The 25,581-nt window shown below is 64.9% G+C and carries 23 protein-coding genes; 22 read left to right on the top strand and 1 reads right to left on the bottom strand.

The features are described 5' to 3' along the window. The first annotated feature begins 1 nt into the window (after position 1). From M3I56_RS05150 to M3I56_RS05130, 5 genes are all read left to right on the top strand, one after another. On the top strand, positions 2-1,204 hold the full coding sequence (locus M3I56_RS05150) for a tryptophan--tRNA ligase (RefSeq protein WP_254352831.1): 1,203 nt from the start codon (positions 2-4) through the stop codon (positions 1,202-1,204). An 8-nt stretch (positions 1,205-1,212) separates the two neighbouring features. Then, the gene (locus M3I56_RS05145) at positions 1,213-1,845 is read left to right on the top strand and encodes a bifunctional 2-polyprenyl-6-hydroxyphenol methylase/3-demethylubiquinol 3-O-methyltransferase UbiG (protein ID WP_254352830.1); all 633 of its coding nucleotides are present in this window, start codon (positions 1,213-1,215) and stop codon (positions 1,843-1,845) included. Positions 1,846-1,889: 44 nt separating this feature from the next. After that, on the top strand, positions 1,890-2,795 hold the full coding sequence (dapA, locus tag M3I56_RS05140) for a 4-hydroxy-tetrahydrodipicolinate synthase (protein ID WP_254352829.1): 906 nt from the start codon (positions 1,890-1,892) through the stop codon (positions 2,793-2,795). 136 nt (positions 2,796-2,931) lie between these two features. Next, on the top strand, positions 2,932-4,071 hold the full coding sequence (gene bamC / locus M3I56_RS05135; protein ID WP_254352828.1) for an outer membrane protein assembly factor BamC: 1,140 nt from the start codon (positions 2,932-2,934) through the stop codon (positions 4,069-4,071). Between the two features lie 11 nt (positions 4,072-4,082). Continuing rightward, complete coding sequence (locus tag M3I56_RS05130; protein WP_254352827.1) at positions 4,083-4,859, top strand: MBL fold metallo-hydrolase; 777 nt, start codon at positions 4,083-4,085, stop codon at positions 4,857-4,859. 121 nt (positions 4,860-4,980) lie between these two features. Here M3I56_RS05130 and M3I56_RS05125 read toward each other — a convergent pair whose 3' ends face one another. Further along, positions 4,981-5,679 carry a Bax inhibitor-1/YccA family protein gene (locus M3I56_RS05125; RefSeq protein WP_254352826.1) on the bottom strand — a complete coding sequence of 233 codons (699 nt, stop codon included), beginning with the start codon at positions 5,677-5,679 and terminating at the stop codon, positions 4,981-4,983. 303 nt (positions 5,680-5,982) lie between these two features. Between M3I56_RS05125 and ndk the strand changes: the two genes are divergently transcribed. From ndk to M3I56_RS05040, 17 genes are all read left to right on the top strand, one after another. Then, a complete protein-coding gene (gene ndk, locus M3I56_RS05120) occupies positions 5,983-6,408 on the top strand; it encodes a nucleoside-diphosphate kinase (RefSeq protein ID WP_028204139.1) in 426 nt (141 codons plus the stop codon). 147 nt (positions 6,409-6,555) lie between these two features. Next, on the top strand, positions 6,556-7,719 hold the full coding sequence (rlmN, locus tag M3I56_RS05115) for a 23S rRNA (adenine(2503)-C(2))-methyltransferase RlmN (RefSeq protein WP_254352825.1): 1,164 nt from the start codon (positions 6,556-6,558) through the stop codon (positions 7,717-7,719). Positions 7,720-7,919: 200 nt separating this feature from the next. After that, on the top strand, positions 7,920-9,101 hold the full coding sequence (locus M3I56_RS05110) for a helix-turn-helix domain-containing protein (RefSeq protein WP_254352824.1): 1,182 nt from the start codon (positions 7,920-7,922) through the stop codon (positions 9,099-9,101). Positions 9,102-9,225: 124 nt separating this feature from the next. After that, on the top strand, positions 9,226-10,533 hold the full coding sequence (ispG, locus tag M3I56_RS05105) for a flavodoxin-dependent (E)-4-hydroxy-3-methylbut-2-enyl-diphosphate synthase (RefSeq protein WP_254352951.1): 1,308 nt from the start codon (positions 9,226-9,228) through the stop codon (positions 10,531-10,533). 74 nt (positions 10,534-10,607) lie between these two features. Further along, positions 10,608-11,945, top strand: coding sequence for a histidine--tRNA ligase (gene hisS, locus M3I56_RS05100; RefSeq protein ID WP_254352823.1), 1,338 nt, complete (start codon positions 10,608-10,610; stop codon positions 11,943-11,945). 107 nt (positions 11,946-12,052) lie between these two features. Then, a complete protein-coding gene (locus M3I56_RS05095) occupies positions 12,053-12,682 on the top strand; it encodes a tetratricopeptide repeat protein (protein WP_028204134.1) in 630 nt (209 codons plus the stop codon). An 87-nt stretch (positions 12,683-12,769) separates the two neighbouring features. Further along, positions 12,770-13,915: an outer membrane protein assembly factor BamB gene (gene bamB, locus M3I56_RS05090; protein WP_254352822.1), complete on the top strand. Its 1,146-nt coding sequence runs from the start codon at positions 12,770-12,772 to the stop codon at positions 13,913-13,915. Between the two features lie 334 nt (positions 13,916-14,249). Next, positions 14,250-15,584, top strand: coding sequence for a ribosome biogenesis GTPase Der (der, locus tag M3I56_RS05085; RefSeq protein ID WP_254352821.1), 1,335 nt, complete (start codon positions 14,250-14,252; stop codon positions 15,582-15,584). A 166-nt stretch (positions 15,585-15,750) separates the two neighbouring features. Then, positions 15,751-15,987: an RNA chaperone Hfq gene (hfq, locus tag M3I56_RS05080; RefSeq protein WP_027793540.1), complete on the top strand. Its 237-nt coding sequence runs from the start codon at positions 15,751-15,753 to the stop codon at positions 15,985-15,987. Positions 15,988-16,061: 74 nt separating this feature from the next. Next, the gene (gene hflX, locus M3I56_RS05075; protein WP_254352820.1) at positions 16,062-17,225 is read left to right on the top strand and encodes a GTPase HflX; all 1,164 of its coding nucleotides are present in this window, start codon (positions 16,062-16,064) and stop codon (positions 17,223-17,225) included. Between the two features lie 98 nt (positions 17,226-17,323). Then, a complete protein-coding gene (gene hflK, locus M3I56_RS05070; RefSeq protein WP_254352819.1) occupies positions 17,324-18,805 on the top strand; it encodes an FtsH protease activity modulator HflK in 1,482 nt (493 codons plus the stop codon). A 13-nt stretch (positions 18,806-18,818) separates the two neighbouring features. Then, positions 18,819-19,733, top strand: coding sequence for a protease modulator HflC (gene hflC, locus M3I56_RS05065; protein WP_254352818.1), 915 nt, complete (start codon positions 18,819-18,821; stop codon positions 19,731-19,733). A 47-nt stretch (positions 19,734-19,780) separates the two neighbouring features. Further along, positions 19,781-19,972, top strand: a complete 192-nt coding sequence (locus M3I56_RS05060; protein WP_028210024.1) for a DUF2065 domain-containing protein — start codon at positions 19,781-19,783, stop codon at positions 19,970-19,972. 121 nt (positions 19,973-20,093) lie between these two features. Further along, positions 20,094-21,245 carry an ATP phosphoribosyltransferase regulatory subunit gene (locus M3I56_RS05055; protein ID WP_254352817.1) on the top strand — a complete coding sequence of 384 codons (1,152 nt, stop codon included), beginning with the start codon at positions 20,094-20,096 and terminating at the stop codon, positions 21,243-21,245. Positions 21,246-21,412: 167 nt separating this feature from the next. Then, positions 21,413-22,759 carry an adenylosuccinate synthase gene (locus M3I56_RS05050; protein WP_254352816.1) on the top strand — a complete coding sequence of 449 codons (1,347 nt, stop codon included), beginning with the start codon at positions 21,413-21,415 and terminating at the stop codon, positions 22,757-22,759. 23 nt (positions 22,760-22,782) lie between these two features. After that, positions 22,783-23,352 (top strand): phosphoribosyltransferase, encoded by a 570-nt coding sequence (locus tag M3I56_RS05045; protein ID WP_254352815.1) that lies wholly within the window; start codon positions 22,783-22,785, stop codon positions 23,350-23,352. Between the two features lie 261 nt (positions 23,353-23,613). After that, on the top strand, positions 23,614-25,500 hold the full coding sequence (locus M3I56_RS05040) for a potassium transporter Kup (protein WP_254352814.1): 1,887 nt from the start codon (positions 23,614-23,616) through the stop codon (positions 25,498-25,500). Positions 25,501-25,581 lie beyond the last annotated feature (81 nt).

Below are 25,581 nucleotides of genomic sequence, written 5' to 3'. Positions count from 1 at the left end.
CATGTTCCCAGACCGTATCTTCTCCGGCATGCGGCCCACCGGGTCGCTGCACCTCGGCCACTATCACGGCGTGCTGAAAAACTGGGTGCGCCTGCAGTCCGAGTATCCGTGCTTCTTCTGCGTGGTCGACTGGCATGCGCTCACCACGCACTACGAAACGCCGGATGTCATCGAGAAGAACGTCTGGGACGTGCTGATCGACTGGCTCGCTTCGGGCATCGACCCGAACCAGGCCACGCTCTTCATCCAGAGCCGCGTACCCGAGCACGCCGAACTCGCGCTGCTGCTCGGCATGAGCACGCCGCTGTCGTGGCTCGAGCGCGTGCCGACCTACAAGGAACAGATCGAAAAGCTGCGCGACAAGGACCTCGGTACCTACGGCTTCCTCGGCTACCCGGTGCTGATGGCCGCCGACATCCTGCTGTACCGCGCGTCGCTCGTGCCGGTGGGCGAGGATCAGGTGCCGCACGTCGAGATGGCGCGCGAAATGGCCCGGCGCTTCAACTACATGTACGGCCGCGAGCCGGGCTTCGAAGAGAAGGCCAACGAGGCGGCGAAGAAGCTGGGTGGAAAGCGCTCGAAGCTCTACCACGAGCTGCGCAACGCTTATCAGCAGGAAGGCAATGACGAGGCGCTCGAACAGGCCCGCGCGATGCTTTCTGAGTCGCAAAGCCTCTCGATGAGCGATCGCGAGCGTCTCTTTGGCTACCTCGAAGGCTCGCGCAAGATCATCCTGCCGGAGCCGCAGGTGCTGCTGACGGAAGCGTCGCGCATGCCGGGCCTCGACGGCCAGAAGATGTCGAAGTCGTACGGCAACACCATCGGCCTGCGCGAAGACGCCGAGTCGATCACAAAGAAGGTCCGCACCATGCCGACCGACCCCGCGCGCGTGCGCCGCACCGATCCGGGCGATCCCGACAAGTGCCCGGTGTGGCAACTGCACCAGGTCTACACGGACGAGCAGACGCACGACTGGGTGCAGAAGGGCTGCCGCTCGGCCGGCATCGGTTGTCTGGAGTGCAAGCAGCCGGTGATCGAGGGCATCCTGCGCGAGCAGCAGCCCATGCTCGAGCGCGCGCAGAAGTACATGGACGACCCGTCGCTGCTGCGTGCGATCGTCGCTGATGGCTGCGACAAGGCGCGCAAGTTCGCCAACGAGGCGATGCGCGACGTGCGTGAGGCCATGGGCCTCTCGTACAGCTGATCGAGCCGATGACGTTGACGCCTGCCGCCGGTTCGCTGGCCCACGGGCTTGCCGAGCCGTCGCGCTGGGTGCGACGCTGGGCGCACCTCATCGCGCCCGGCGGCACGGTGCTCGACGTGGCCTCCGGCGCGGGCCGGCACACGCGCTGGCTGGCTGGCCAGGGGCACCCGGTGACGGCGCTCGATCGCGACGCCGCCGCCCTCGCCACGTTGCATGACGTAGCAGGTGTCGCGACTCTGGAGTGCGACCTCGAAGGCGCGCCCTGGCCGCTCGCGCCGGACGCCCGCTTTGCCGCCGTGGTCGTCACGAACTACCTGCACCGCCCGCTCATGCCTCGTCTCATCGAGGCGCTGGCGCCGGGCGGCGTCCTGATCTACGAAACCTTCGCTCAGGGCAACGAGACGGTGGGAAAGCCATCGAACCCTGCTTTCCTGCTCGCGCCTGGCGAGTTGCTGGCGGTCTGTACGCCCGCGCTGCGGGTAATCGCCTATCAGGACGGATTTCTTTCGCAGCCGCGTGAGGCGTATATTCAGCGCATCTGCGCGGTACGGGAAAAAACGACCTCAGAGTCCCTGGAAAGAGCCGGTAATGTACCGGAGAACCAGGTCCTTCCCGTAACGCGTTACGATCTGACCGGCTAATCCGCTACAATCGCGGTTTAACCGACTCATTTTTCTGGCGTTTCATGGCTAACGGCACTCAGGACGGCATTACGCTGCAAGGCAGCATTCCCGCGATCGTCACCCCCATGCACGAGGACGGCAGTCTCGACCTGTCGGCATTCCGCAAACTGATCGACTGGCACGTGGAAGAGGGGACGGATGCCCTTGTCGTCGTCGGTACGAGCGGGGAGTCCGCCACGCTGGACGTCGAAGAACACATCCTGATGATCAAGACGGCGGTCGAGCACGCCGCTGGCCGTATGCCGATCATCGCGGGCGCCGGCGGCAATTCCACCGCCGAGGCCATCGAACTGACGAAGCACGCGAAGGAAGTGGGCGCACAGGCGTCGCTCCAGGTCGTGCCCTACTACAACAAGCCGACCCAGGAAGGCATGTACCGTCACTTCGCGAAGATCGCGGAGGACGTGGATCTGCCGGTCATCCTCTACAACGTGCCGGGCCGTACGGTCGCGGACATGGCGAACGAGACCATCCTGCGTCTGGCCGAAGTGCCCGGCATCATCGCGGTGAAGGAGGCGACGGGTAACATCGACCGCGCCGCGCACCTCATCAAGCATGCGCCGAACGGCTTCAAGATTTTCAGCGGCGACGATCCCACAGCGATCGCGCTGATGCTGCTCGGCGGACACGGCAATATTTCGGTGACCGCGAACGTTGCGCCGCGCCAGATGAGCGACCTGTGCAAGGCCGCGCTCGCCGGCGACGCGAAAACGGCGCGCGCGATCCATATGAAGCTGTTGTCGCTGCACAAGAACCTGTTCATCGAATCGAATCCGATTCCGGTGAAGTGGGCGCTGCAGGAACTCGGCCGCATCGAAGGCGGCATCCGACTGCCGCTCACGCCGCTCGATGCGCGCTACTACGACGTGGTGCGCGCCGCGCTGCGCGAAGCCGGTCTGGCTGGCTGATCCAATCAGCCAGTCGCCGATTTTTCAACCGACGCCGCCACGGCCCACCCGCCCAATCACTGATAGACCTCGGACCAACCCTGGACCCATCGTCTCGCAGAGCAAGGCTTAGCGTTCCCGTATCACGAAGGCCCACATGAAACGTTCCGCTTTTTCCCTCCACGCAACCCGCATGGCGGTGCTGGCGCTTGCACTCGGCTCGCTCGCAGGCTGCGAGTCGCTGAACGACATGTTCGCGTCCGATCGCGTCAACTACAAGGACACGCCGACCGCGCCGCCGCTGAATGTGCCGCAGGATCTGTCATCGGCGCCGAACGACCAGAAGTACGTCGCGCCGCCGCCCACGATTACGCTTGGCGGCTCCGCTCAGCGCACGGTCATGCCGGCCGGCAACGCCACACTCGGCGTGCCGGATGCGCAGGATCCGTTCGGCATGCACGTGGAGCGCGACGGCGACCGCCGCTGGCTCGTGGTGGACGGCCGCTCGCCTGACGACGTCTGGCCGCAACTGCAGGAATTCTGGACGGAGAATGGCTTCACGCTGACGACCGATTCGCCGTCCACGGGCATCATGACGACCGACTGGGCCGAGAACCGCGCCAACATTCCGGACGACTGGTTCCGCCGTACGATTGGCCGCGTGATCGACTTCGCGTACTCGTCGGGCACGCGCGACCGTTTCCGCGTGCTGGTTTCGCGTGGCCCGGACGGTCAAACGGACATTTCCGTCACGCATAACGCCATGGAAGAAGTGCTGACGGGCCAGGACAAGACGGGGTCGAAGTGGGTCGAGCGTCCGCGCGACCCGGCACTCGAAGCCGCGTTCCTCGCCAAGATCATGCAGAAGTTCGGCCTGACCGACGCGCAGTCCAAGCAACTGCTGACCGATGCGCGCCCGTCGACGGCCGGCGTCAAGGTCGCTGCCGGTCCTGAAGGCACGACGCTCGACCTGCCCGAAGCGTTCGACACCGCGTGGCTGCGCGTGGGCCTCGCGCTCGATCGCACGAACTTCACGGTCGACAACCGCGACCGCGAAAAGGGCCTCTACTACGTGCGCTACGCCGATTCGATGCAGGAGCTCAAGGGCGATGGCCTGCTCGGCAAGCTTTTTTACAACCCGAAGAAGGCCACGAAGGATCAGGGTCCGGAATACGTCGTGGCGGTGCGCTCGACGGGCAATTCGACCCAGGTTGCCGTGGTCGACCAGAGCGGCCGCGTCGACACCTCGTCGGACGCCCAGCGTATTGTCTCCGCGCTCCACGCGCAGCTGAACTGACGTGCGCTGATATGCGATTTGCGAGCCTCGGCAGCGGCAGCGAGGGCAACGCACTGGTCGTAGAAGCAGGCAGCGGCACGACGCCCACGCGTGTGCTGCTCGACTGCGGATTCTCAGCGAAGGAAGTCGAGCGGCGCCTCGCCCGCGCGGGGCTGGCCGCCGACGCGCTCACCGCGATTCTCATCACCCACGAACACAGCGATCACATCGGCAGCGCGCTCACGCTGGCGCGCCGCTGGTCGATTCCGCTTTACATGAGCTGGGGTACGGCGCAGGCCGTGGGTGCCGACGACGCCGCAGGCGTCGAGCTCAACGTCTTGTGGGGCGACGAGACGGTCGAGATCGGCGAACTCGGCGTGTTGCCTTACACGGTGCCGCACGACGCGCGCGAGCCGCTGCAGTTCGTGTTCAGCGACGGCGCGAGCCGGCTTGGCGTGCTGACCGACGTCGGCGAGTGGACCTCGCATATCAGCAATGTGCTGAGCGGTTGTGACGCACTGGTGCTCGAATGCAACCACGACCTCGAGATGCTCGCGACGAGCCGCTATCCGGCTTCGCTCAAGGCGCGTATCAGCGGGTCGCATGGTCACCTGAACAACGAGGCGGCCGGCGGCATCCTCGCCGGACTCGATCGGGCGAGGCTGCGGCATTTGGTCGCTGCGCACCTGAGCCAGCAGAACAACTCACCGGAGCTTGCGCGAGCGGCGATGGCCGCGGTTCTGGGCAATGCCGCGACGGAAATCGGGGTCGCTTCGCAGGCCGAGGGTTTCGACTGGATCGCACTCTGAATCCCGCGCCCCGCGCGACAGCCAGGCGAATAGACGAAAAAAGCCCACGACGAAAGTCATGGGCTTTTTGCTTGATGAAGCCGGAATCTGTCGATCCGGCCCGTCAGAGTGTGGTTACGCTTTAGTTACGGTTGCCGCCGAAGATGCCGAGGATGGCGAGCAGGTTCGTGAACACGTTATACAGGTCCAGATAGATCGCGAGCGTGGCCGAGATGTAGTTCGTCTCCCCGCCGTTCACGACGCGCTGCACGTCGAACAGCATGTAGGCCGAGAAGATCGCGATGGCAAGCACCGAAACCGTGAGCATCAGCGCGGGCAACTCCAGGAACATGTTCGCGACGCCGGCCAGCAGGATCACGATCACGCCCATGAAGAGCCACTTGCCGAGGCCCGAGAAGTCGCGCTTGCTGACCGTGGCGATGGTGGCCATGGCGGTGAAAATGATGCCGGTGCCGCCGAACGCGAGCATGATGAGCTGCGGGCCGTTCGAAAAGCCGAGAATGAACGACAGCAGGCGCGAGAGCATCAGGCCCATGAAGAACGTGAAGCCGAGCAGCACGAACACGCCCACCGAGCTTTCCTTGGTGCGCTCGATCGCGAACATGAAGCCGAAGGCGATCGCGAAGAACGCGAGCAGGCTCATGGCCGGGCTGGTAGCCGCAAAAAGCGAGAAGCCGGTCGCGACGCCCACCCACGCGCCGAGCACCGTCGGCACCATCGACAGCGCGAGCAGCCAATAGGTGTTGCGCAGTACGCGGTTGCGGGTCTCCGCCGAGGTGACGCTGCCGCCGCGGCCGAAGTTATAGGGATACTCGTTCATGCTTTCTCCTTGCGTGAGACGCGTGGGTGAGGGCGCGCAGGTACGCGGTCCGCTCCCCCATAAGATAAGTGTGCCGACCCAGAGTTTCAACGGGTTGCCACACAGTTTCCGTTATGTTTGCACAGCGTATGCCGCCAATCTTAAACCTCTCTGAAAGGTACGGCAGCGCGGTGCGTGTGACCGGATTGCGCTCATTTGCCCCGGTTTGCCGGGCTATGAGGGTTCAATCGCAATCATACATGGGAACATGCTACAATTGCGGATTCATTTGAATCTGTAACCTCTTAATTTTTTGGAGCTTTTATGGCGATCGAACGCACCCTGTCGATTATCAAGCCGGACGCAGTGGCAAAGAACGTGATCGGCCAGATCTACAGCCGCTTCGAAAACGCTGGTCTGAAGATCATTGCCGCTCGCATGGTTCACCTGTCGCGCGCCGACGCAGAGAAGTTCTATGCTGTTCACGCAGCGCGTCCGTTCTTCAAGGACCTCGTGGACTTCATGGTCTCGGGCCCGGTGATGGTGCAGGCGCTGGAAGGCGAGAACGCCATCCTGAAGAACCGCGAACTGATGGGCGCGACCGATCCGAAGAAGGCTGAAAAGGGCACGATCCGCGCCGACTTCGCCGACAGCATCGACGCGAACGCCGTGCACGGCTCGGACGCCGCTGAAACGGCTGCCGTGGAAATCGCGTTCTTCTTCCCGCAAGTCAACGTCTACTCGCGCTAAGCAAGGCGCGAGCAGACTGCAGTAGTAGCATAGGGTCGCGAACGGCGATGACGCTCACCGTCCAGTTCCCGATGCCGCGCAAGTGCGCAGGCAGGCGGGCAGCTCGGGCGGTGAGCGCGCTCTCGCACTGAAATGGCAGGATTCGACATGACGAGCAGTTCCACCGTCAACCTTCTCGATCTCGACGCCCAAGGGCTGGTCGCCTATTGCGAGAGCCTGGGCGAGAAGCCGTTTCGCGCCAAACAGCTTCAGCGCTGGATCCATCAGTACAACGCCGCCGACTTCGACGGCATGACGGATCTCGCCAAATCGCTGCGCGAGAAGCTCAAAGGGCGCGCCATCATCGGCATGCCCGGCATCATCAGCGACAACGTTTCCTCCGACGGCACGCGCAAATGGCTCGTGGACGTCGGCAACGGCAACGCGGTCGAAACCGTGTTCATCCCCGAAGACAATCGCGGCACGCTGTGCGTGTCCTCGCAGGCGGGATGCGCGGTCAACTGCCGGTTTTGCTCCACCGGCAAGCAAGGTTTTTCACGCAATCTCACTACCGCCGAGATCATCGGCCAGCTGCGCATGTCGGAATTCGCCCTGCGCGCCTCGCTTCTGGGCGAGGCGGGCGGGCGCGCGACCGGCGGTGACGGCAAGGGCGAACGCGTCATCACGAACGTCGTGATGATGGGCATGGGCGAGCCGCTTCTGAACTACGACGCGGTCGTGCCCGCCATGCGCCTGATGCTCGACGACAACGCCTACGGCCTGTCGCGCCGTCGCGTCACGCTTTCTACGTCGGGCGTCGTGCCGATGATGGATCGTCTCGGGGCCGAACTGCCCGTGGCGCTCGCCGTCTCCTTGCACGCGCCGAACGACGCGCTGCGCGACGAACTCGTGCCGCTCAACCGCAAGTACCCGCTGCGCGAGTTGATGGCGGCGTGCCAGCGTTACCTGGAAGTCGCGCCGCGCGACTTCATCACGTTCGAGTACTGCATGCTCGACGGCGTCAACGACACGCAAGAGCACGCACGGCAGTTGCTCGCCGTGACGCGTGACGTGCCGTGCAAATTCAATCTGATCCCGTTCAATCCGTTCCCCGAGTCGGGCCTGTTGCGCTCGAAATCGGACCAGATCAAGCGCTTTGCGCAGATCCTGATGGATGCGGGCGTCGTCACAACCGTGCGCAAGACGCGCGGCGACGACATCGACGCAGCCTGCGGGCAACTCGCCGGCGAGGTGAAGGACCGCACGCGGCTTGCTGAGCGCACGGGCCGCGCTGCGGGCAAGGTCATCGAAGTACGACCGGTTCAGCACTGAACCGGCATCAGGAGGGCCGACGGCGGCGTGCGGGGAAAACGCGCGGCCGTAGGCGGTAGTAAAAGAAACGTTGCAGAAGCGATCGGAAGCGGCACACTGGCCGCGCATTTTGTTATAAACGGTCTGCGAATCGGGTAGAGGCGGGGCGGGACGCGCCCAACCGGTTCCAGTATTGAAAAGAATCGACGCAAGGACTTGGGATGAGCGAGCCGCAGCACCCTTTCGGGACAGACGGAACTGACAGCAGCGCAGGTCGTTCGGTGCCGGGCGCCACACCTTCGCCGGTGCAGGCAGTGCCCGACACGCTGGCCGCGGCCGGCGCGCGTCTTGCGCAGCTGCGCGAGGCCAAGGGTTGGGCGATCGAAGACGTCTCGGCGCGCCTGAAGGTGTCGGTGTCGAAGCTGCGCGAACTCGAAGCGGGCGATATCAGCCATCTGCCGGACACGACGTTCGCGCTCGGCGTGGTGCGCGCCTACGCGAAGCTGCTCGGTGCCGATTCCGCGCCGTTCACACAGGCGCTGCGCCGCGAGCGCGGCATGGCGCAGCCGGATCTGTCGATGCCGGCTTCGGCGGGCTCCGATCTGCCGCGCGGCCGCGTTTCGCTTTCACTCGGCGGCAGTGGCGCGCGGGCTCCGCGTCGCCGCGCCTCGTGGCTGTGGGGCGTGGCGATCATCGTGCTCGCGGTGCTCGCGATTTCCATGTGGCACACGAACAGTGGCGAATCGTCGGCCTGGTTTGCGCGCCTGAAGGCAATGGCGAACGGCGCGAGCGTGCAGACGGGCGCGTCGTCGCCCACGGTGACGCAGGGCGTGGCGACCGGCAGCGCAGATGCATCGGCCGCCCAGGGTGCGGACCAGTCCGCTGCGCCGCAGGCTGGTGACGCAAACGACGCGGGCGACAACGCCAACGCGGCGCCCGATCAAGGCGCTGCAGCGAGCGCACCGCAAGCAGCGCCGCAAGCTACGCAACCGGCGCCTCAAGCGACGCAGCCGGCGCCCCAGGCCGCGAAGCCCGCCGCTGCAAGTGCAGCGCCGGCGGTGGCCGTTGCCAACGCGGCAAGCGCTGCGCGCGCCCAGGCGGCGAGCGCGCCGGCCGCAGCGGCAGCGCAGACTGCGGCAGCCGACAACGGCGCTGACACCTCGACGTTCGCGATCCGCGTGACGCAGGACACCTGGGTCAGCGTGCGTCAGAAGGATGGCAAGGAAGTATTCTCGGGCCTGATCCACGGCAGCGACGCGCGTGAGATCACGGGCACCGAGCCGCTCAAGGTCACCGTGGGCAACAAGGCCGGCATCGAGTCGATGACCATCGACGGCCAGCCGGTCGACACGTCGAAGTACGCGTCGGCGCGTGGCAATGTTGCGCGCTTCGTGCTGCCCTGATCAGGACATGGCATGCGTCGCGGCCGGGCAAGTCTCATTGCCGGCCGCGACGCTTTTTCAATTCACGCAGTACCGCCGCCGGCTAGCCAGCGATAGTGCGCGTGAGGCGTAAATGGGTTTTTCGATGCAAAGCGAAACGCAATCCTCGACCAGCAACAGTCAGATCTGCTCGAACGAGCCGGTCCTCGGCGGCCACGCGCCGCGCCGCAAGTCGCATGCCGTGCATGTGCGCTGGGGCGGCCAGCTGGTGACGATCGGCGGCGACGCGCCGGTGCGCGTGCAGTCGATGACCAACACCGACACCGCGGACCCCATCGGCACCGCGATCCAGATCAAGGAACTCGCGCAGGCGGGTTCGGAGCTCGTGCGTATCACGGTCAACACGCCGGAAGCGGCGGCGGCCGTGCCGCATATCCGCGAGCAGCTCGACCGCATGGGCGTGATGGTGCCGCTCGTCGGCGACTTCCACTACAACGGCCATTTGCTGCTGCGCGACTATCCTGCCTGCGCCGAATCGCTGTCGAAGTACCGTATCAACCCGGGCAACGTGGGCCAGGGCGCGAAGCGCGACACGCAATACGCGCAGATGATCGAAGCGGCCATCAAGTACGACAAGCCGGTGCGTATCGGCGTGAACTGGGGCAGCCTCGACCAGGACCTGCTCGCGCGCATGATGGACGAGAACGGCGCGCGCAAGGCGCCGTGGGAAGCGCAAAGCGTGATGTACGAAGCGCTCATTCAGTCGGCCATCGGCTCGGCGGAACGCGCGGTCGAACTCGGCCTGGGCCGCGACAAGATCATCCTGTCGTGCAAGGTGAGCGGCGTGCAGGACCTGATCGCCGTCTACCAGGAACTCGCGAAGCGTTGCGATTTCGCGCTGCACCTGGGCCTCACGGAAGCGGGCATGGGCTCGAAGGGCATCGTCGCTTCGACAGCGGCGCTGTCCGTGCTGCTCCAGCAGGGCATCGGCGACACCATCCGCATCTCGCTCACGCCGGAACCGGGCGGCGCGCGCACGGGCGAAGTCGTGGTCGGCCAGGAAATCCTGCAGACCATGGGCCTGCGCTCGTTCACGCCGATGGTCATCGCGTGTCCCGGCTGCGGCCGCACGACCAGCACGCTGTTCCAGGAGCTGGCTTCGCAGATCCAGAGCTATCTGCGCGCGCAGATGCCGCTGTGGCGCGACGAATATCCGGGCGTCGAGACGATGAACGTCGCCGTGATGGGCTGCATCGTGAACGGCCCGGGCGAGTCGAAGCACGCGAACATCGGCATCAGCCTGCCGGGCTCGGGCGAGAACCCTGCGGCGCCGGTCTTCATCGACGGCGAGAAGGTGAAGACGCTGCGCGGCGAGCGCATCGCCGAAGAATTCCAGCAGATCGTGAGCGACTACGTCGCGCGCAATTACGGCAAGGCCGAAGCGACAAACTGAGCACGCGGGTCGATCCGTTTGTAGTTCGCTTCCAGCTCGATACGCACAACCGCATAAAGCCAATTCGCAACGCAATGACTGAACAAAAACGCAAGCCCGAAAAGCTCTCGGGCGTGAAGGGCATGAACGACATCCTGCCGCAGGAGGCAGGGCTGTGGGAGTTCTTCGAAACCACGGTGAAGTCGCTGCTTCGTTCGTACGGCTATCAAAATATCCGCACGCCGATCGTCGAGCATACGCAACTGTTCACGCGCGGCATCGGCGAAGTGACCGACATCGTCGAGAAGGAGATGTACAGCTTCACCGACGCGCTCAACGGCGAGAACCTCACGCTGCGCCCGGAAGGCACGGCGGCTGCGGTGCGCGCGTCGATCGAGCACAACATGCTCTACGACGGTCCGAAGCGCCTGTGGTACATCGGCCCGATGTTCCGTCACGAGCGTCCGCAGCGCGGCCGCTATCGCCAGTTCCATCAGGTGGGCGTCGAGGCGCTCGGTTTCGCGGGCCCGGATGCGGACGCTGAAATCATCCTGATGTGCCAACGGCTCTGGGACGATCTCGGCCTCACCGGCATCAAGCTCGAGATCAACTCGCTCGGCGTGGCCGAAGAGCGTGCAGCGCATCGCGTCGAACTCATCAAGTATCTGGAACAGCACGTCGATCTGCTCGACGAAGACGGCAAGCGCCGCCTCTACACGAACCCGCTGCGCGTGCTCGACACGAAGAATCCCGCGCTGCAGGAGATCGCGGACAAGGCGCCGAAGCTGATCGACTTCCTCGGCGAGGGCTCGCGCGCGCACTTCGACGGGCTGCAGCGCATTCTCAAGTCGAACAACATTCCGTTCAAGATCAACCCGCGTCTCGTGCGCGGTCTCGATTACTACAATCTGACCGTGTTCGAATGGGTGACCGACAAGCTCGGCGCGCAGGGCACCGTCGCGGCTGGTGGCCGTTACGACCCGCTGATCGAGCAGCTGGGCGGCAAGCCGACGGCAGCGTGCGGCTGGGCCATGGGCATCGAGCGCATTCTCGAACTGCTCAAGGAAGAAGACCTTGTGCCGGAAGAAGATGGTTGCGATGTCTACGTTGTCCACCAGGGCGAAGCCGCGCGTGAGAAGGCATTCATCGTGGCGGAGCGTCTGCGCGATACGGGCCTCGACGTAATCTTGCATTGCAGCGCCGACGGCCAGAGCGCGAGCTTCAAGTCGCAGATGAAGCGCGCGGATGCCAGCGGCGCGGCCTTTGCCGTGGTACTCGGCGAGGACGAAGTCGCGAGGGGCGAGGCCGGTGTGAAGGCACTGCGCGGCACGGCCGCGGAGGCCCGCAGCGAGCAACAAACGGTAGCGCTTGAGGACTTGACCGAATATCTGATCAATGCGATGGTTGCATCCGCCGAAGACGGCGACGATTGATGGGGCCGCCTAGGTGGGGCCGCCTAGGTGGGGCCGCCCAGGTGGGGCCGCCCAGGTCGCTGCGCATTCGAAAACAGGCTTCAGAATAAACGAGGAATCGCTACGCGATGAGTTACCACGACGAACAGGAATCGATCGAGAGCTTCAAGGCATGGTGGGGGCAGTGGGGTAACGCCGCTACGTGGGTCGTGCTGATCGTTCTGCTCGCGCTCGCAGCGTGGAACGGCTGGAACTTCTGGCAGCGCCGCCAGGCGGCGGAAGCCGCCGTGCTGTACGACCAGGTGCAGCAAGCCGCGAACAGCAGCGACAAGGCCATGCTCACGCGCGTGGCGTCCGACATGGAAGATCGCTTCGGCGGCACGGCGTACGCGCAGATGACGGCGCTCGGCGTGGCCAAGGCACTCTATATGGCGGGCGACACGGCCGGCGCGAAGGCGCAGTTGCAATGGGCCGCCGACCACGCGAAGGACGACGAATTCCGCCAGATCGCGAAGCTGCGTCTCGCTTCGCTACTGCTCGACGAAAAGGCCTACGATCAGGGCCTCGCGCTGATTCCGCAACCCGATTCGGGTCCGTTCAAGGGCATCGTGGCTGATGGTCGTGGCGATCTGCTGGCCGCGGCCGGCAAGCGCGACGACGCGCGCGCGGCGTACAAGCTGGCCCTCGACAGCCTGCCGAAGAGCGACGCTTCCGAGCGTCAACTGATCCAGTTCAAGCTGGATGCGCTCGGCGGCTAAGTGGCCGGCTAGATTGCGCAGCGTGCCGAGCGTGCGCGCAGCATTGCGAAACCATTCAAACCAACTTCATTCATGCGTCGTTCACCGATGAATCTGCTGAAACGAACCGTTGTGCCCGTCGCTCTCGCGATGACCGTCCTGGCTCTCGCAGCCTGCTCATCGACGAAAGACGTGCGCCGCGTGCCGGTGCCGCTGACCGAATTCAAGCCGGCGCTGGACGTCCAGCAGGTGTGGAAGTCGAGTGTCGGCAAGGCGGGCCGCTATCTGTTCGCGCCGGTCGCCGTGGGCGACGCCGTCTACGCGGCGGGCGAGAACGGCTCGGTCGCGAAGATCGATGCCGCATCGGGCAAGGACGTCTGGCGCACCAAGCTCAAGGACGATCTCTCGGCGGGCGTGGGCAGCGACGGTAATCTCACGGCCGTCGGCGGCCTGAAGGGCGACGTCTACGTGCTCGACTCGAACGGCAAGCTCTCGTGGCAGGCCAAGGCGCCGGGCGAGATCATCTCGCCGCCGCTCGTCGGCAACGGCCTCGTGATCGTGCGCACGATCGACGGCCAGATCGTCGCCTTCAACGGCCAGACGGGCGAGCAGAAGTGGATCTACCGCAACCGCGCCGTGCCGCTGAACCTGCGCGTTTCGGCGGGCATGACGTTCGCGGGCGAGCAGGCCGTGCTGGCCGGTTTCCCGGGCGGCTCGTTCGCGGCGATCAACCTGCAGAGCGGCGACGCCTTCTGGGAAACGCCGGTTTCGTACCCGAAGGGCGTGACGGAAGTCGAGCGCATCAACGACGTGAGCGGTCCGCCCACGCTGGTCGGCGCGACGACCTGTGCGGTCACGTTCCAGGGTCAGCTTGGCTGCTTCGACGCCAATTCCGGTCGTCCGATGTGGCAAAAGGCGTTCTCGAGCACGAGCGGCATCGCTCAGGATGAAACCACTGTGGTGGGCGGCGACGACTGGTCAGTCGTGAAGGCCTTCAGCGTTTCGACGGGCGAGCCGACCTGGACGAACGAGAAGCTCAAGAGCCGCGACGTGAGTGTGCCCGCTATGCTGGGCCACGCGGTCGTGCTCGGCGACTTTGAGGGCTACGTGCATTTCCTTTCGCTCGACGACGGCAGCTTCGTCTCGCGCGTGAAGACCGACGGCAGCCCGATCTCGGCCGCGCCGGTGCTCGCTGGCAACACCCTCGTCGTGCAGACGAAGGACGGCGACCTGTACGGTCTGCGTCCGCATTAAACGTCGTCTCGGCGCCTCACGAGCGGCGCTCAGATGATTTGGCAGGTGCATGAGGCGCTGGAGCCAGCAGGTTCCGATGCCTCGACCGCTGGCCGGCTCAAGCCGGCCATGCGCATTTTGGGATGGCGGCGTGCACGACCCCGCCGTTCACCGTTACCGCCACACGGCGGTTGCGCGGCGTCCAGCCCCGGTCGCGCCGCGCTTTCGGCTCGGGGCCGCGGCCCCGCTCGTGAATTTCGTGATAATTTGCAATTGATGCAGCCCCGCACGCGCGGGGCTTGCCGCGCAGCGCGCCGGACTCTCCGGCGCTGCGCCTTACTGTAGAAAAGATCAGATGAAACCCGTAATCGCCCTCGTCGGGCGCCCCAATGTGGGGAAATCCACGCTGTTCAACCGGCTCACGCGTTCGCGCGATGCGCTGGTGGCCGACTTGCCTGGCCTCACGCGCGACCGTCACTACGGTGAAGGGCGCACGGGCGATCGCCCGTATCTCGTGGTCGACACCGGCGGCTTCGAGCCGGTCGCCAAGGACGGCATCCTGCACGAGATGGCGCGTCAGACGCGCCAGGCCGTGGAAGAGGCCGATATCGTCGTGTTCATCTGCGACGGGCGCAATGGCCTCGCGCCGCAGGACAAGCACATCGCCGACTACCTGCGCAAGACGGGCCGGCCGATCTTCCTCGTCGTCAACAAGGCCGAAGGCATGAAGTACAGCGCGGTGGCCGCCGACTTCTACGAACTCGGTCTCGGCGACCCGCGCGCCATTTCCGCGGCGCACGGCGACGGCGTGACGGAAATGATCAACGAGGCGCTTGAAAAAGCGTACGCCGACCAGCCCGAGGAAAGCGAAGAAGACGCCGCGAAGCACGGCATCAAGATCGCGATCGTCGGCCGCCCGAACGTGGGCAAGTCGACGCTCGTGAACACGCTGATCGGCGAAGACCGCGTGATCGCGTTCGACATGCCGGGCACCACGCGCGATTCGATCTACGTGGATTTCGAGCGCAACGGCAAGAAGTACACGCTGATCGACACGGCGGGTCTGCGCCGCCGCGGCAAGGTGTTCGAAGCGATCGAGAAGTTCTCGGTGGTGAAGACGCTGCAGTCGATCGCCGACGCCAACGTGGTGATTCTGCTGCTCGATGCGCAGCAGGAAATCTCGGACCAGGACGCGCATATCGCGGGCTTCGTGGTGGAACAGGGCCGCGCGCTCGTGGTGGGCGTGAACAAGTGGGACGGCATGGACGACCACGCGCGCGAGCGCACCAAGCACCACCTGCAGCGCAAGCTGAAGTTCCTCGACTTCGCGGAAATGCGCTTCATCTCAGCGACCGAGAAGTTCGGCATCGGCCCGCTGATGCGCTCGGTGGACGACGCCTATGCCGCCGCCATGGCGAAACTGCCCACGCCGAAGCTCACGCGCGCGCTCATCGAAGCCGTGGAGTTCCAGCAGCCGCGCCGCCGCGGCCCGGTGCGTCCGAAGCTGCGCTACGCGCACCAGGGGGGACAGAACCCGCCGATCATCGTCATTCACGGCAATGCACTCGACGCCGTGACAGAGACCTACAAGCGCTATCTGGAAAATCGTTTCCGGGAAACTTTCTCGCTCACCGGCACTCCATTGCGCATAGAGTTTCGCTCCTCGACGAATCCCTATACGGAAAAATAACCAGGCTGTTGCTGAATAGCGTTCGCTACCCCGCAAAGGCCTCCTGGCCGAACCGCCAGGAACCGCGCGGGGGAACGAGAATCGGCTATAGTGTAGCGATTGGTGGTGGATTTCTTTTTCTTCACCCCAATATAAGTTAAACCTGCAAAAAAATACGGAGTTTGCTATGAGCAACAAAGGGCAATTGTTACAAGACCCGTTTCTGAACGCGCTGCGCAAGGAGCACGTGCCTGTTTCGATCTATCTGGTCAACGGCATCAAGCTTCAAGGGAACATCGAATCGTTCGACCAGTACGTCGTGTTGCTCCGTAATACGGTTACGCAAATGGTTTACAAGCACGCCATCTCCACGGTGGTTCCGGCCCGTCCGGTGAACTTCCACCCGGATACGGAAGCGTCCTGACCCATGACGCGGCCGGCCCGGGGCGCCTCGCAGGCTGCTCTGGTCCGGCCGCTTTCATTTTGACATCCTCTAATTTGATCAACGCCGCACTCGTCGGCATCGACTTCGGCAAGACCGAGTTCGAAGCCAGTCTCGAAGAACTCAGCCTGCTCGCCAAAAGCGCGGGCGCCACTCCCGCTGTCACGCTCACCGGGCGACGCTCCAGCCCCGACGCTGCCATGTTCATCGGCAGCGGCAAGGCCGAGGAACTGCGCCTCGCCTGTGAGGCGAACGACATCGAAATCGTCATCTTCAATCACGCGCTGTCGCCCGCCCAGCAACGTAATCTGGAGCGCGCGCTCAATCGCCGCGTGGTCGACCGCACGAGCCTCATCCTCGACATCTTCGCCCAGCGCGCCCGCAGCCACGAAGGCAAGCTGCAGGTCGAACTCGCGCAGCTGCAATACCTCGCCACGCGCCTCGTGCGCGCCTGGACTCACCTCGAGCGCCAGAAGGGTGGTATCGGCCTGCGCGGCCCGGGTGAAACGCAGCTCGAAACCGACCGCCGGCTTATCGGCGAGCGCATCAAGATGCTGCAGGGCAAGCTTGCGAAGCTGCGTCGCCAGCACGGCACGCAGCGGCGTCAGCGCGAGCGCAACCGCACGATGTCGGTGTCTCTCGTGGGCTATACGAACGCGGGCAAGTCCACGCTCTTCAATGCGCTCACGAAGGCGCAGGCCTACGCCGCCGACCAGCTGTTCGCGACGCTCGACACGACCTCGCGGCGCGTCTGGCTCGGCGACGAAGTGGGGCAGATCGTGCTGTCCGATACGGTCGGGTTCATCCGCGAGCTGCCTCACCAGCTCGTCGCCGCGTTTCGCGCGACGCTGCAGGAAACGGTGCAGGCCGACCTGCTGCTGCACGTGGTGGACGCGTCGAGCGCCGTGCGCCTCGATCAGATCGATCAGGTGAACGGGGTGCTGCACGATATCGGCGCGGACACGATCCGCCAGGTACTGGTCTTCAACAAGATCGACGCCGTGCCGGAACTGGCGGCCCGTGGCGGAACGGTCGAGCGTGATGAATATGGTAATATTTCGCGCGTCTTTTTGAGCGCCCGCACAGGTGTCGGACTGGATGCGCTGCGCTCCGTCATCGCCGAAATCGCGACTGCCGAGCCGCTTGCCGATGCGCCGCAGTCCCTGGCCGCAGACTGGAGCGCGGTGCGGGAAGAACCTCGCTGGGAACACGAGCGCTGAGGCGCACCCGGCATTGTCTTGCACGCAAGGCCGGCCCAGCGGCTCCGATGGAATCCGCACGCAATTGACCCGCTGTCTACTCTGGTGAACGAACACAGGTGAACGATTACAACAAGCGGACTGGCTGGCAGCGCGCGCGCGCCATTTTCTCGCTGAACGACCCGCGTTGGGGTCGAGGCGACGGCAATGGCCAGCGTTCTGACGACGGGCGCCGCCCGCCGGGCAATAACGGCAACAAGGGTGGCAACGGCGACAAGGGCGACGGTCCGCCGGACCTCGACGAAATGTGGCGCGACTTCAACCGCCGCGTGTCCGCTTTCTTCGGCCGCAAGGGCAAGGGCCCGGGCGGCTTCGGACCGCGCCCGGACAATGGCCATGGCGCGCGCATCGGCGTGGGCATCGTGCTCGGCGTGCTGATCGCGATCTACGTGGGCAGCGGCGTGTTCGTCGTTCAGGAAGGCCAGTCTGGCGTCGTGCTGCAGTTCGGCCAGTATCGCCACACGGTCGGCCAGGGCGTGCACTGGCGCATGCCGTATCCGTTCCAGACTCACGAAATCGTCAATATCGGTCAGATCCGCACCGTCGAGATCGGCCGCAGCAACCTCGTGCGTCCGGCAAACGTAAAGGACGCCGCGGTCATCACGCATGACGGCGACATTCTCAACGTGCGCTTGACCGTGCAGTACCAGGTCAAGCAGCCGACCGACTATCTGTTCCGCAGCGTCGATCCCGACCTCACCGTGACGCAGGCCGCCCAGGCGGCGGTGCGCACCGTGGTGGGCGCGCGCAGCACGAACGACATGCTGTACGCGGAGCGCGAGCCGATTCGCGCCCAGCTTGCGGACACGATCCAGCACTCGCTCGACGAGTACAAGACGGGCCTCGGTGTGACCGGCGTCGCGATCCAGAGCGTCTCGGCGCCCGATCAGGTGCAGGCTGCGCTCGACGACGAAGCCAAGGCGCGCCAGGACCGCGACCGCGCGAAGCGCGACGCGCAGGCCTATGCCGACCAGCTGCTGCCGCGCGCGCAGACCGAGGCGGCGCGTCTCGTTGATGAGGCCAAGGCGTACAGCGAACGCGTGGTTTCGCAGGCACAGGGCGACGCGCAGCGCTTCACACAGGTCTACGAACAATATGCGAAGGCGCCGGCTGTGATACGCGAGCGCATGTATCTCGAGACGATGCAACACATCTATTCGAATGCGACGAAGGTGTTCGTCGACAGCAAGTCGGGCAACAACGTGATTTATCTGCCGCTCGACAAACTCGTCGACACGACGCGTCAACGCGCCGCCGTCGCGGCGGGTGCAACGGGCGCGGCTGCGGCCTCGGCCTCAGGCGCTGGTGCGGCAACGGCAGGCGCGGCTTCGGACGCCAATGCGGCTTCCGCGCCGGCAGCCGGCAGCGAGTCGCAGCAAGGCGCGCAGCCAGGCACCCAACCGGGCGCACAGCAGCAAGGCTCGCAGCCGCAAGGCGCGGCTCCCGCAACCACGGCCAGCGACGCGGCAGCCGCCGCGAGCGACGCCTTCCGTTCGCGCGATGCGTTCCGCTCGCGCGGCCGCGAAAGCGACGTGCAATAAGGGGCGCGCCGATATGAACAAGATCATTGCGCTCGTCGTTGCCGTCGTGGTTGTCGTGCTGGTTGCGTCGTCAGCCGTCTTCATGGTCGATCCGCGCCACGTCGCCATCATTTCTTCGTCGGGCGGGGCCAATGCCACGCTCGCCGGTCCCGGGCTGCATGTGAAGCTGCCGCCGCCGTTCCAGACCGTCACGTTCATCGACACGCGCATTCAGGCGTTCGATGCGCCCGACGCCGACCGCTACACGACCTCGGACAAGACCGAGTTGCTCGTGAACCCGGTGGTGCGTTATCGCATTTCCGATCCGCTCAAGCTCTTCGCGGCGACCAAGGGCGATGCGCAGACGCTTTCCGATCGTCTCGCCTCGCTGTCGCGCGACGCGCTCGGCGACGCGATCGCGAAGGTCACGCTCACCGAGGCGCTCGCGCAGCAGGAAGCCATCGCCAATGGCGCGCGCGACGCGCTGAGGCAAACCGCGGCGCCGCTCGGCATCGACGTGATCGCCATCGAGCTCACGCGCGTCGATTACCCGCCGGAACTGGCGCAGACGGTCTTCAAGCGCATGAGCGCCGCGCGCGAGCAGGCCGCTGCCGAGATTCGCGAGAAGGGCGCGGCCGAAGCGCAGCAGATCAAGGACGACGCGGGGCGCAAGCAGCAGGGCGTGCTGGCCGATGCCTATGCCCAGGCGCAAGCGATCAAGGGCGAGGGCGACGGCCGGGCCGCCGCGATTGCCGCCGAGGCGTTCGGGCGCGACCCGGACTTCTACCGGTTCTATCAGAGCATGCTCGCGTACCGCGAGAGCTTCCGGCCCGGCGACGTCATCGTGGTCGATTCGTCGAGCGACTTCTTCCGCTTCATGCGTGGTCCGAACGGCGGTGCGAATAGTGCAGATAACGCTCCCGCTTCCGCCGCCCCGCGCAAACACTAGACAAAACGAGACACACGCGCCGCGCACTGCGCGGCGTATTTCTTCGCATGGACATAGCTGGCTCCCTCTTGCTCGCGATCGCGCTGATGCTGATTATCGAGGGCATGTTCCCGTTCGTCTTTCCGACGGCGTGGCGCGACACATTCCGTAAAATCGCGGAACGGCCGCCGCATCACATCAGGATCGGCGGGCTCATCGTGATGGGGCTCGGCCTCGTCCTGCTGATGCTGGCGACCTGACGGCCTCGTGCCGCAGTCGCCCTCAGACGCGGTGTGCGATTGGCGTTTTTGACGGATTCCGAATTATCGGGCCGCGTGGCGTTTGGCCGCGCGCGGCCCTCATTGTGGCAGGACTCAACCGATGTCGACCTGGTTACTCCCCGAGAATATTGCGGACGTGCTGCCGTCCGAAGCGCGCAAGATCGAAGAGCTGCGCCGCCGCCTGCTGGACCGTTTCCGCGCCTATGGCTACGAAATGGTCATGCCGCCGTTGCTCGAGTATCTCGAGTCGCTGCTCGTGGGCAGCGGGCGCGACCTGAATCTGCGCACGTTCAAGCTCGTCGATCAGCTCTCCGGCCGCACGCTCGGCCTGCGCGCCGACATGACGCCGCAGGTCGCGCGCATCGACGCGCACCTCCTGAATCGCGAGGGTGTGACGCGCCTGTGCTACGCGGGCAACGTGCTGCACACGCTGCCGCGCGGTCTGCACGCCACGCGCGAACAGATCCAGACCGGCGCGGAAATCTACGGTCACGCGGGCCTCGAAGCGGACCTCGAAATCCAGCAGTTGATGCTCGACGCGCTGCGTCTCGCGGGCCTGTCCAAGGTGCGCCTCGACCTTTCGCACGCAGGTGTGCTCGCGGCGATCTTCGAAGCGGATCCCGCTGCGGCGGCGCTTGGCGATGCTTTGTATGAAGCGCTCGCTGGCAAGGACGTGCCGCGTCTCGCGGAACTCACGCAGGACCTCGAAGCCGCCACGCGCGACGCCTTGCGCGCGCTGCCTTCGCTCTACGGCGACGCGAGCGTGATCGACGAGGCGCGCACGCGTCTGCCAGCGCTGCCGGGCATTGCTCGTGCGCTCGACGACCTCGCGTTCCTCGTGCGCGAGATCGAGGGTGCGGAGTTGATGATCGACCTCGCGGATCTCGGCGGCTACGCGTACCACAGCGGCGTGATGTTCTCGGCCTACGTGGACGGCGTTCCGAATGCCGTGGCCCGCGGTGGCCGTTACGACAAGGTAGGCGAGGCCTACGGGCGCGCCCGCGCGGCAACGGGCTTCTCGCTCGATTTGCGCGAAGTGGCGCGTATTTCACCGGTCGAAGCGCGCAGCAGCGCGATCCTCGCGCCGTGGCGCCATGACGAGGCGCTGCGCACCGCGGTCGTCGCGCTGCGCGATGCCGGCGAGGTCGTGATCCAGGCGCTGCCGGGCCACGAGCACGACATGGACGAGTTCGCCTGCGACCGCGTGCTGGTCGAGCGCGACGGCGTCTGGGTCGTCGAAGAGCACGCCTGATACCGCATCCGGGCGGCGATTCGCGTCGCCGCGCAAGCGCGCCAAAGCACGCTTCGCATCGCGCATGCCGTTGAGTGCAAAAGGAAATTCCGCGAATCTGGGGAAAAAAAGGCGGCCTTGCCGCTGAACCCAGGTAGAATACGTTTTTAACCAGCTAACGAAACACCATGTCTGCCAGCGCAGTGAACGTAACCCCGGGGCGCAATGTCGTCGTCGTGGGCACCCAATGGGGCGATGAGGGCAAGGGCAAGATCGTCGACTGGCTGACGGACCACGCGCAAGGCGTGGTGCGTTTCCAGGGCGGTCACAACGCCGGCCATACGCTCATCATCGGCGGCAAGAAGACCATTCTCCGGCTGATCCCGTCGGGCATCATGCGCGCCGGCGTCGCCTGCTACATCGGCAACGGCGTGGTGCTTTCGCCCGAAGCGCTCTTCAAGGAAATCGGCGAGCTCGAAGAAGCGGGCATCGACGTCCAGAAGCGCCTGTTCATCTCCGAAGCCACGACGCTCATCCTGCCTTACCACATCGCTATCGACCAGGCGCGCGAAGCCAGGCGCGGCGCCGCGAAGATCGGTACGACGGGTCGCGGCATCGGTCCGGCATACGAAGACAAGGTGGCACGCCGCGGTCTGCGCGTGCAGGACCTGTTCGAGCCGGAAGCCTTCGCGGAGCGCCTGCGCGAGAACCTCGACTACCACAACTTCGTGCTCACGCAGTACCTGGGTGCGCCGGCGGTCGACTATCAGCAAACGCTCGACACGATGCTCTCGTACGCCGATCGTCTGAAGCCGATGGTAACGGACGTTTCGCGTCGTCTGTATGACGTGAACCACGAAGGCGGCAACCTCCTGTTCGAAGGCGCGCAAGGCACGCTGCTCGACATCGACCACGGCACCTATCCGTTCGTCACGTCGAGTAACTGCGTCGCGGGTGCGGCATCGGCAGGCGCGGGCGTGGGTCCGCAAAAGCTCAACTACGTGCTCGGCATCACCAAGGCGTACTGTACGCGCGTCGGTTCGGGCCCGTTCCCGAGCGAACTGTACGACGCCGACAACGCCGATCGCCAGGAAGAAGTGGGCCTCACGCTCGCGAAGGTCGGCAAGGAATTCGGTTCGGTCACCGGCCGTCCGCGCCGCACCGGTTGGCTCGACGCCGCCGCGCTGCGCCGCTCGATCCAGATCAACGGCGTGACGGGTCTGTGCATCACGAAGCTCGACGTGCTCGACGGTCTCGACGAAGTGAAGCTCTGCGTCGGCTACAAGGTGGCTGGCCAGGACGTGGACATTCTCCCGCGCGGCGCCTCGCAAGTGGCCGCGTGCGAGCCGGTCTACGAGACGTTTGAAGGCTGGAACGAAAGCACCATCGGCATCACGCAGTTCGACGCGCTGCCCAGGAGCGCGCAGGCGTATCTCACGCGCGTGCAGGAAGTCGCCGGTGTGCCGATCGACATGGTTTCGACCGGCCCGGATCGCGACGAAACGATCCTGCTGCGTCATCCGTTCAAGGTCTAAGTAGCAAGAAGGCAGAAGCAAAAATGATTCAAATGATGGACCCGCGCAACGATGAAAAGAACCTGTGGGTCGGCTGGGACGAGTATCACCGGCTGATCGAACTGCTCGCGCTCAAGGTGCACGAGTCGCGCTGGAAGTTCGACCAGATCCTGTGCCTCGCACGCGGCGGTCTGCGCGTGGGCGACCAGCTCTCGCGCATCTATGACCTGCCGCTGGCGATCCTCGCAACCAGTTCGTATCGCGAAGCCGCCGGCACGGAGCAGGGCGAGCTCGACATCGCGCAGTACATCACGATGACGCGCGGTCACCTCGAGGGCAACGTGCTGCTCGTCGACGATCTCGTCGATTCGGGCGTCACGCTCGCACGCGTGCAGGAGCACCTCAAGGAGCGCTACCCGGCCGTGACCGGCGTGCGCTCGGCGGTGCTCTGGTACAAGGGCTGCTCGAAGGTGACGCCGGACTATTTCGTCCAGCATCTGCCGACCAATCCGTGGATCCACCAGCCGTTCGAGGAGTGGGACACGGTGCGCCCGCACAATCTCGGTGCGTGGATCAAGCGTGGTCTGCAACAAGCGCAAGACGTGCAGAAGTAATGCAAGAGTTGTACCGCCGTCAGTGTTCCCACACCCGCGGCGGTCAGATCCAGCGACGGAGCCTTTATGGCTCCGTTTTTTTTGTGCGTCGCCCACCGAATCGCCGGCGGTGGCGCAGGCGGGCAGACGGCATCTGGGGCCGGTGCTAAACTGCGCGGGGACAGCGGGATGTCGCAGTGCCGCGACGACCGCTCGGTTTCCGCCGCAGCCCGGTTTAGAATAGCGCTCGTTTTTTCCGCCTCGCAACGGATTACCGCGTATATGACAACTAGCACACACGTGGCCAAGCAGCCGCTACCTACTCTCGCCGTAGCGGCCATCGGCGTGGTGTTCGGCGACATCGGCACGAGCCCGCTGTATTCGCTGAAAGAGGCGTTCAGCCCATCGCACGGCATTCCGCTCAACGACACTTCCATTCTCGGCGTCATTTCGCTGCTGTTCTGGGCGATCGTGATCGTCGTGAGCGTCAAATATGTCCTTCTTGTGATGCGCGCCGACAACAACGGCGAGGGCGGCGTGCTCGCGCTCATGGCGCTCGCCATGCGCTCGTTCAACCGCAAGAGCAGGTCGGCTGCGCTGCTCACGGCCTTGGGGATCTTCGGCGCGTGCATGTTCTACGGCGATGCCGTCATCACGCCGGCCATCTCGGTCATGTCGGCGGTGGAAGGCCTCGAAATCGCCGCGCCCAAGCTCTCGCATCTGGTGCTGCCGTTCACGATGGTGATCCTGATCGTGCTGTTCTGGATCCAGCGGCACGGCACCGCGCTGGTCGGCCGCCTGTTCGGCCCGATCATGGTGCTCTGGTTCATCACCATCGGTGTGCTTGGCGTTTCGCGCATTGTGCAGGCGCCTGGCGTCATCGCGGCGCTCAGTCCGTATTACGCGGTCAGTTTCATGGGCGCGCACATGCTGCAGGCCTACGTGGTGCTCGGCTCGGTCGTGCTGGTGCTGACCGGCGCGGAAGCGCTCTACGCGGACATGGGCCACTTCGGCGCGCAGCCGATTCGCTGTGCCTGGTACACGCTCGTGATGCCCTCGCTCGTGCTCAACTACTTCGGGCAGGGCGCGCTGCTGATGCAGGACCATCGCGCGATCGTAAATCCGTTCTTCCTGCTCGCGCCGGATTGGGCCTTGCTGCCGCTCGTCGTGCTTTCCACGGTGGCGACCGTGATCGCTTCGCAGGCTGTGATCTCGGGTGCGTACTCGCTCACGAGTCAGGCCATTCTGCTTGGCTACGTGCCGCGCATGAAGGTGCTGCACACGTCGGACCTCGCCATCGGCCAGATCTACGTGCCGGTCGTGAACTGGATGCTGCTCTTCATCATTCTGTGCATCGTGGTCGCCTTCAAGAGTTCGGACAATCTGGCCGCCGCATACGGCATCGCCGTGACTGCGACGATGGTGATCACCACGGTGCTCGTCGCCGTCGTGATGACGAAGGTGTGGAAGTGGAACAAGGCTCTTGTCACCTGCATCATCGCGGTGCTGCTGGCCGTCGATCTGGGTTTCTTCGGCGCGAACCTGCTGAAGGTCGAGGAGGGTGGCTGGCTGCCGCTCGGCATCGGTGCCCTCTTGTTCTTCCTGCTGACGACCTGGTTCAAGGGCCGCATGATCGTGAAGGACCGCACAGCCGCCGACGGTATTCCGCTCATGCCCTTCCTGCAAGGGCTGCTCGCGCACCCGCCGCATCGCGTGTCGGGCACGGCGATCTATCTCACGGGCAGCGAATCGCTCGTGCCGGTGAGTCTGCTGCACAACCTCAAGCACAACAAGGTGCTGCACGAACGCACGATCTTCCTCACGTTCGTGATCCGCGACATTCCCTACGTGGCGGACGCCGAACGTGTGGAAGTGAAGGATGTCGGCGGCGGCCTCTATCTCGTGAAGGCCGATTACGGCTTCAACGAAACGCCCGATGTGCAAGCCGTGCTCGACGAAATTTCGCGTACGCAAAACATGACGTTCGAGATGATGGATACGTCCTTCTTCCTCGCGCGCGAAACGGTCGTGCCGACGCAGCTTCCGGGGATGTCGATCTTCCGCGAACGCATATTCGCGTGGATGCATCAGAACGCCGCGAAGCCCACCGACTTCTTCAGCATTCCTGCGAACCGCGTGGTCGAACTCGGGACGAAGATCGAGATCTGATCGCGTCGGTTCGACCAGTAAAAAAGGCACCCTGTGGGGTGCCTTTTTTGTTGCGCACGCAACGTGAGCCGTTGCGGCCCG

Source organism: Paraburkholderia sp. CNPSo 3281 (assembly GCF_024206515.1).
Classification (GTDB): Bacteria; Pseudomonadota; Gammaproteobacteria; order Burkholderiales; family Burkholderiaceae; genus Paraburkholderia; species Paraburkholderia nodosa.
The sequence above is the reverse complement of the archived record's forward strand: the minus strand, read 5'-3'. Positions and strand labels throughout refer to the sequence as shown.

Excerpts from the sequence above, each read along its gene's own strand:
- M3I56_RS05150 (WP_254352831.1), top strand. The coding sequence starts at position 2 with ATGTTCCCAGACCGTATCTTCTCCGGCATGCGGCCCACCGGGTCGCTG.
- M3I56_RS05145 (WP_254352830.1), top strand. The coding sequence starts at position 1,213 with ATGACGTTGACGCCTGCCGCCGGTTCGCTGGCCCACGGGCTTGCCGAG.
- dapA (WP_254352829.1), top strand. The coding sequence starts at position 1,890 with ATGGCTAACGGCACTCAGGACGGCATTACGCTGCAAGGCAGCATTCCC.
- bamC (WP_254352828.1), top strand. The coding sequence starts at position 2,932 with ATGAAACGTTCCGCTTTTTCCCTCCACGCAACCCGCATGGCGGTGCTG.
- M3I56_RS05130 (WP_254352827.1), top strand. The coding sequence starts at position 4,083 with ATGCGATTTGCGAGCCTCGGCAGCGGCAGCGAGGGCAACGCACTGGTC.
- M3I56_RS05125 (WP_254352826.1), bottom strand. The coding sequence starts at position 5,679 with ATGAACGAGTATCCCTATAACTTCGGCCGCGGCGGCAGCGTCACCTCG.
- ndk (WP_028204139.1), top strand. The coding sequence starts at position 5,983 with ATGGCGATCGAACGCACCCTGTCGATTATCAAGCCGGACGCAGTGGCA.
- rlmN (WP_254352825.1), top strand. The coding sequence starts at position 6,556 with ATGACGAGCAGTTCCACCGTCAACCTTCTCGATCTCGACGCCCAAGGG.
- M3I56_RS05110 (WP_254352824.1), top strand. The coding sequence starts at position 7,920 with ATGAGCGAGCCGCAGCACCCTTTCGGGACAGACGGAACTGACAGCAGC.
- ispG (WP_254352951.1), top strand. The coding sequence starts at position 9,226 with ATGCAAAGCGAAACGCAATCCTCGACCAGCAACAGTCAGATCTGCTCG.
- hisS (WP_254352823.1), top strand. The coding sequence starts at position 10,608 with ATGACTGAACAAAAACGCAAGCCCGAAAAGCTCTCGGGCGTGAAGGGC.
- M3I56_RS05095 (WP_028204134.1), top strand. The coding sequence starts at position 12,053 with ATGAGTTACCACGACGAACAGGAATCGATCGAGAGCTTCAAGGCATGG.
- bamB (WP_254352822.1), top strand. The coding sequence starts at position 12,770 with ATGAATCTGCTGAAACGAACCGTTGTGCCCGTCGCTCTCGCGATGACC.
- der (WP_254352821.1), top strand. The coding sequence starts at position 14,250 with ATGAAACCCGTAATCGCCCTCGTCGGGCGCCCCAATGTGGGGAAATCC.
- hfq (WP_027793540.1), top strand. The coding sequence starts at position 15,751 with ATGAGCAACAAAGGGCAATTGTTACAAGACCCGTTTCTGAACGCGCTG.
- hflC (WP_254352818.1), top strand. The coding sequence starts at position 18,819 with ATGAACAAGATCATTGCGCTCGTCGTTGCCGTCGTGGTTGTCGTGCTG.
- M3I56_RS05060 (WP_028210024.1), top strand. The coding sequence starts at position 19,781 with ATGGACATAGCTGGCTCCCTCTTGCTCGCGATCGCGCTGATGCTGATT.
- M3I56_RS05055 (WP_254352817.1), top strand. The coding sequence starts at position 20,094 with ATGTCGACCTGGTTACTCCCCGAGAATATTGCGGACGTGCTGCCGTCC.
- M3I56_RS05050 (WP_254352816.1), top strand. The coding sequence starts at position 21,413 with ATGTCTGCCAGCGCAGTGAACGTAACCCCGGGGCGCAATGTCGTCGTC.
- M3I56_RS05045 (WP_254352815.1), top strand. The coding sequence starts at position 22,783 with ATGATTCAAATGATGGACCCGCGCAACGATGAAAAGAACCTGTGGGTC.
- M3I56_RS05040 (WP_254352814.1), top strand. The coding sequence starts at position 23,614 with ATGACAACTAGCACACACGTGGCCAAGCAGCCGCTACCTACTCTCGCC.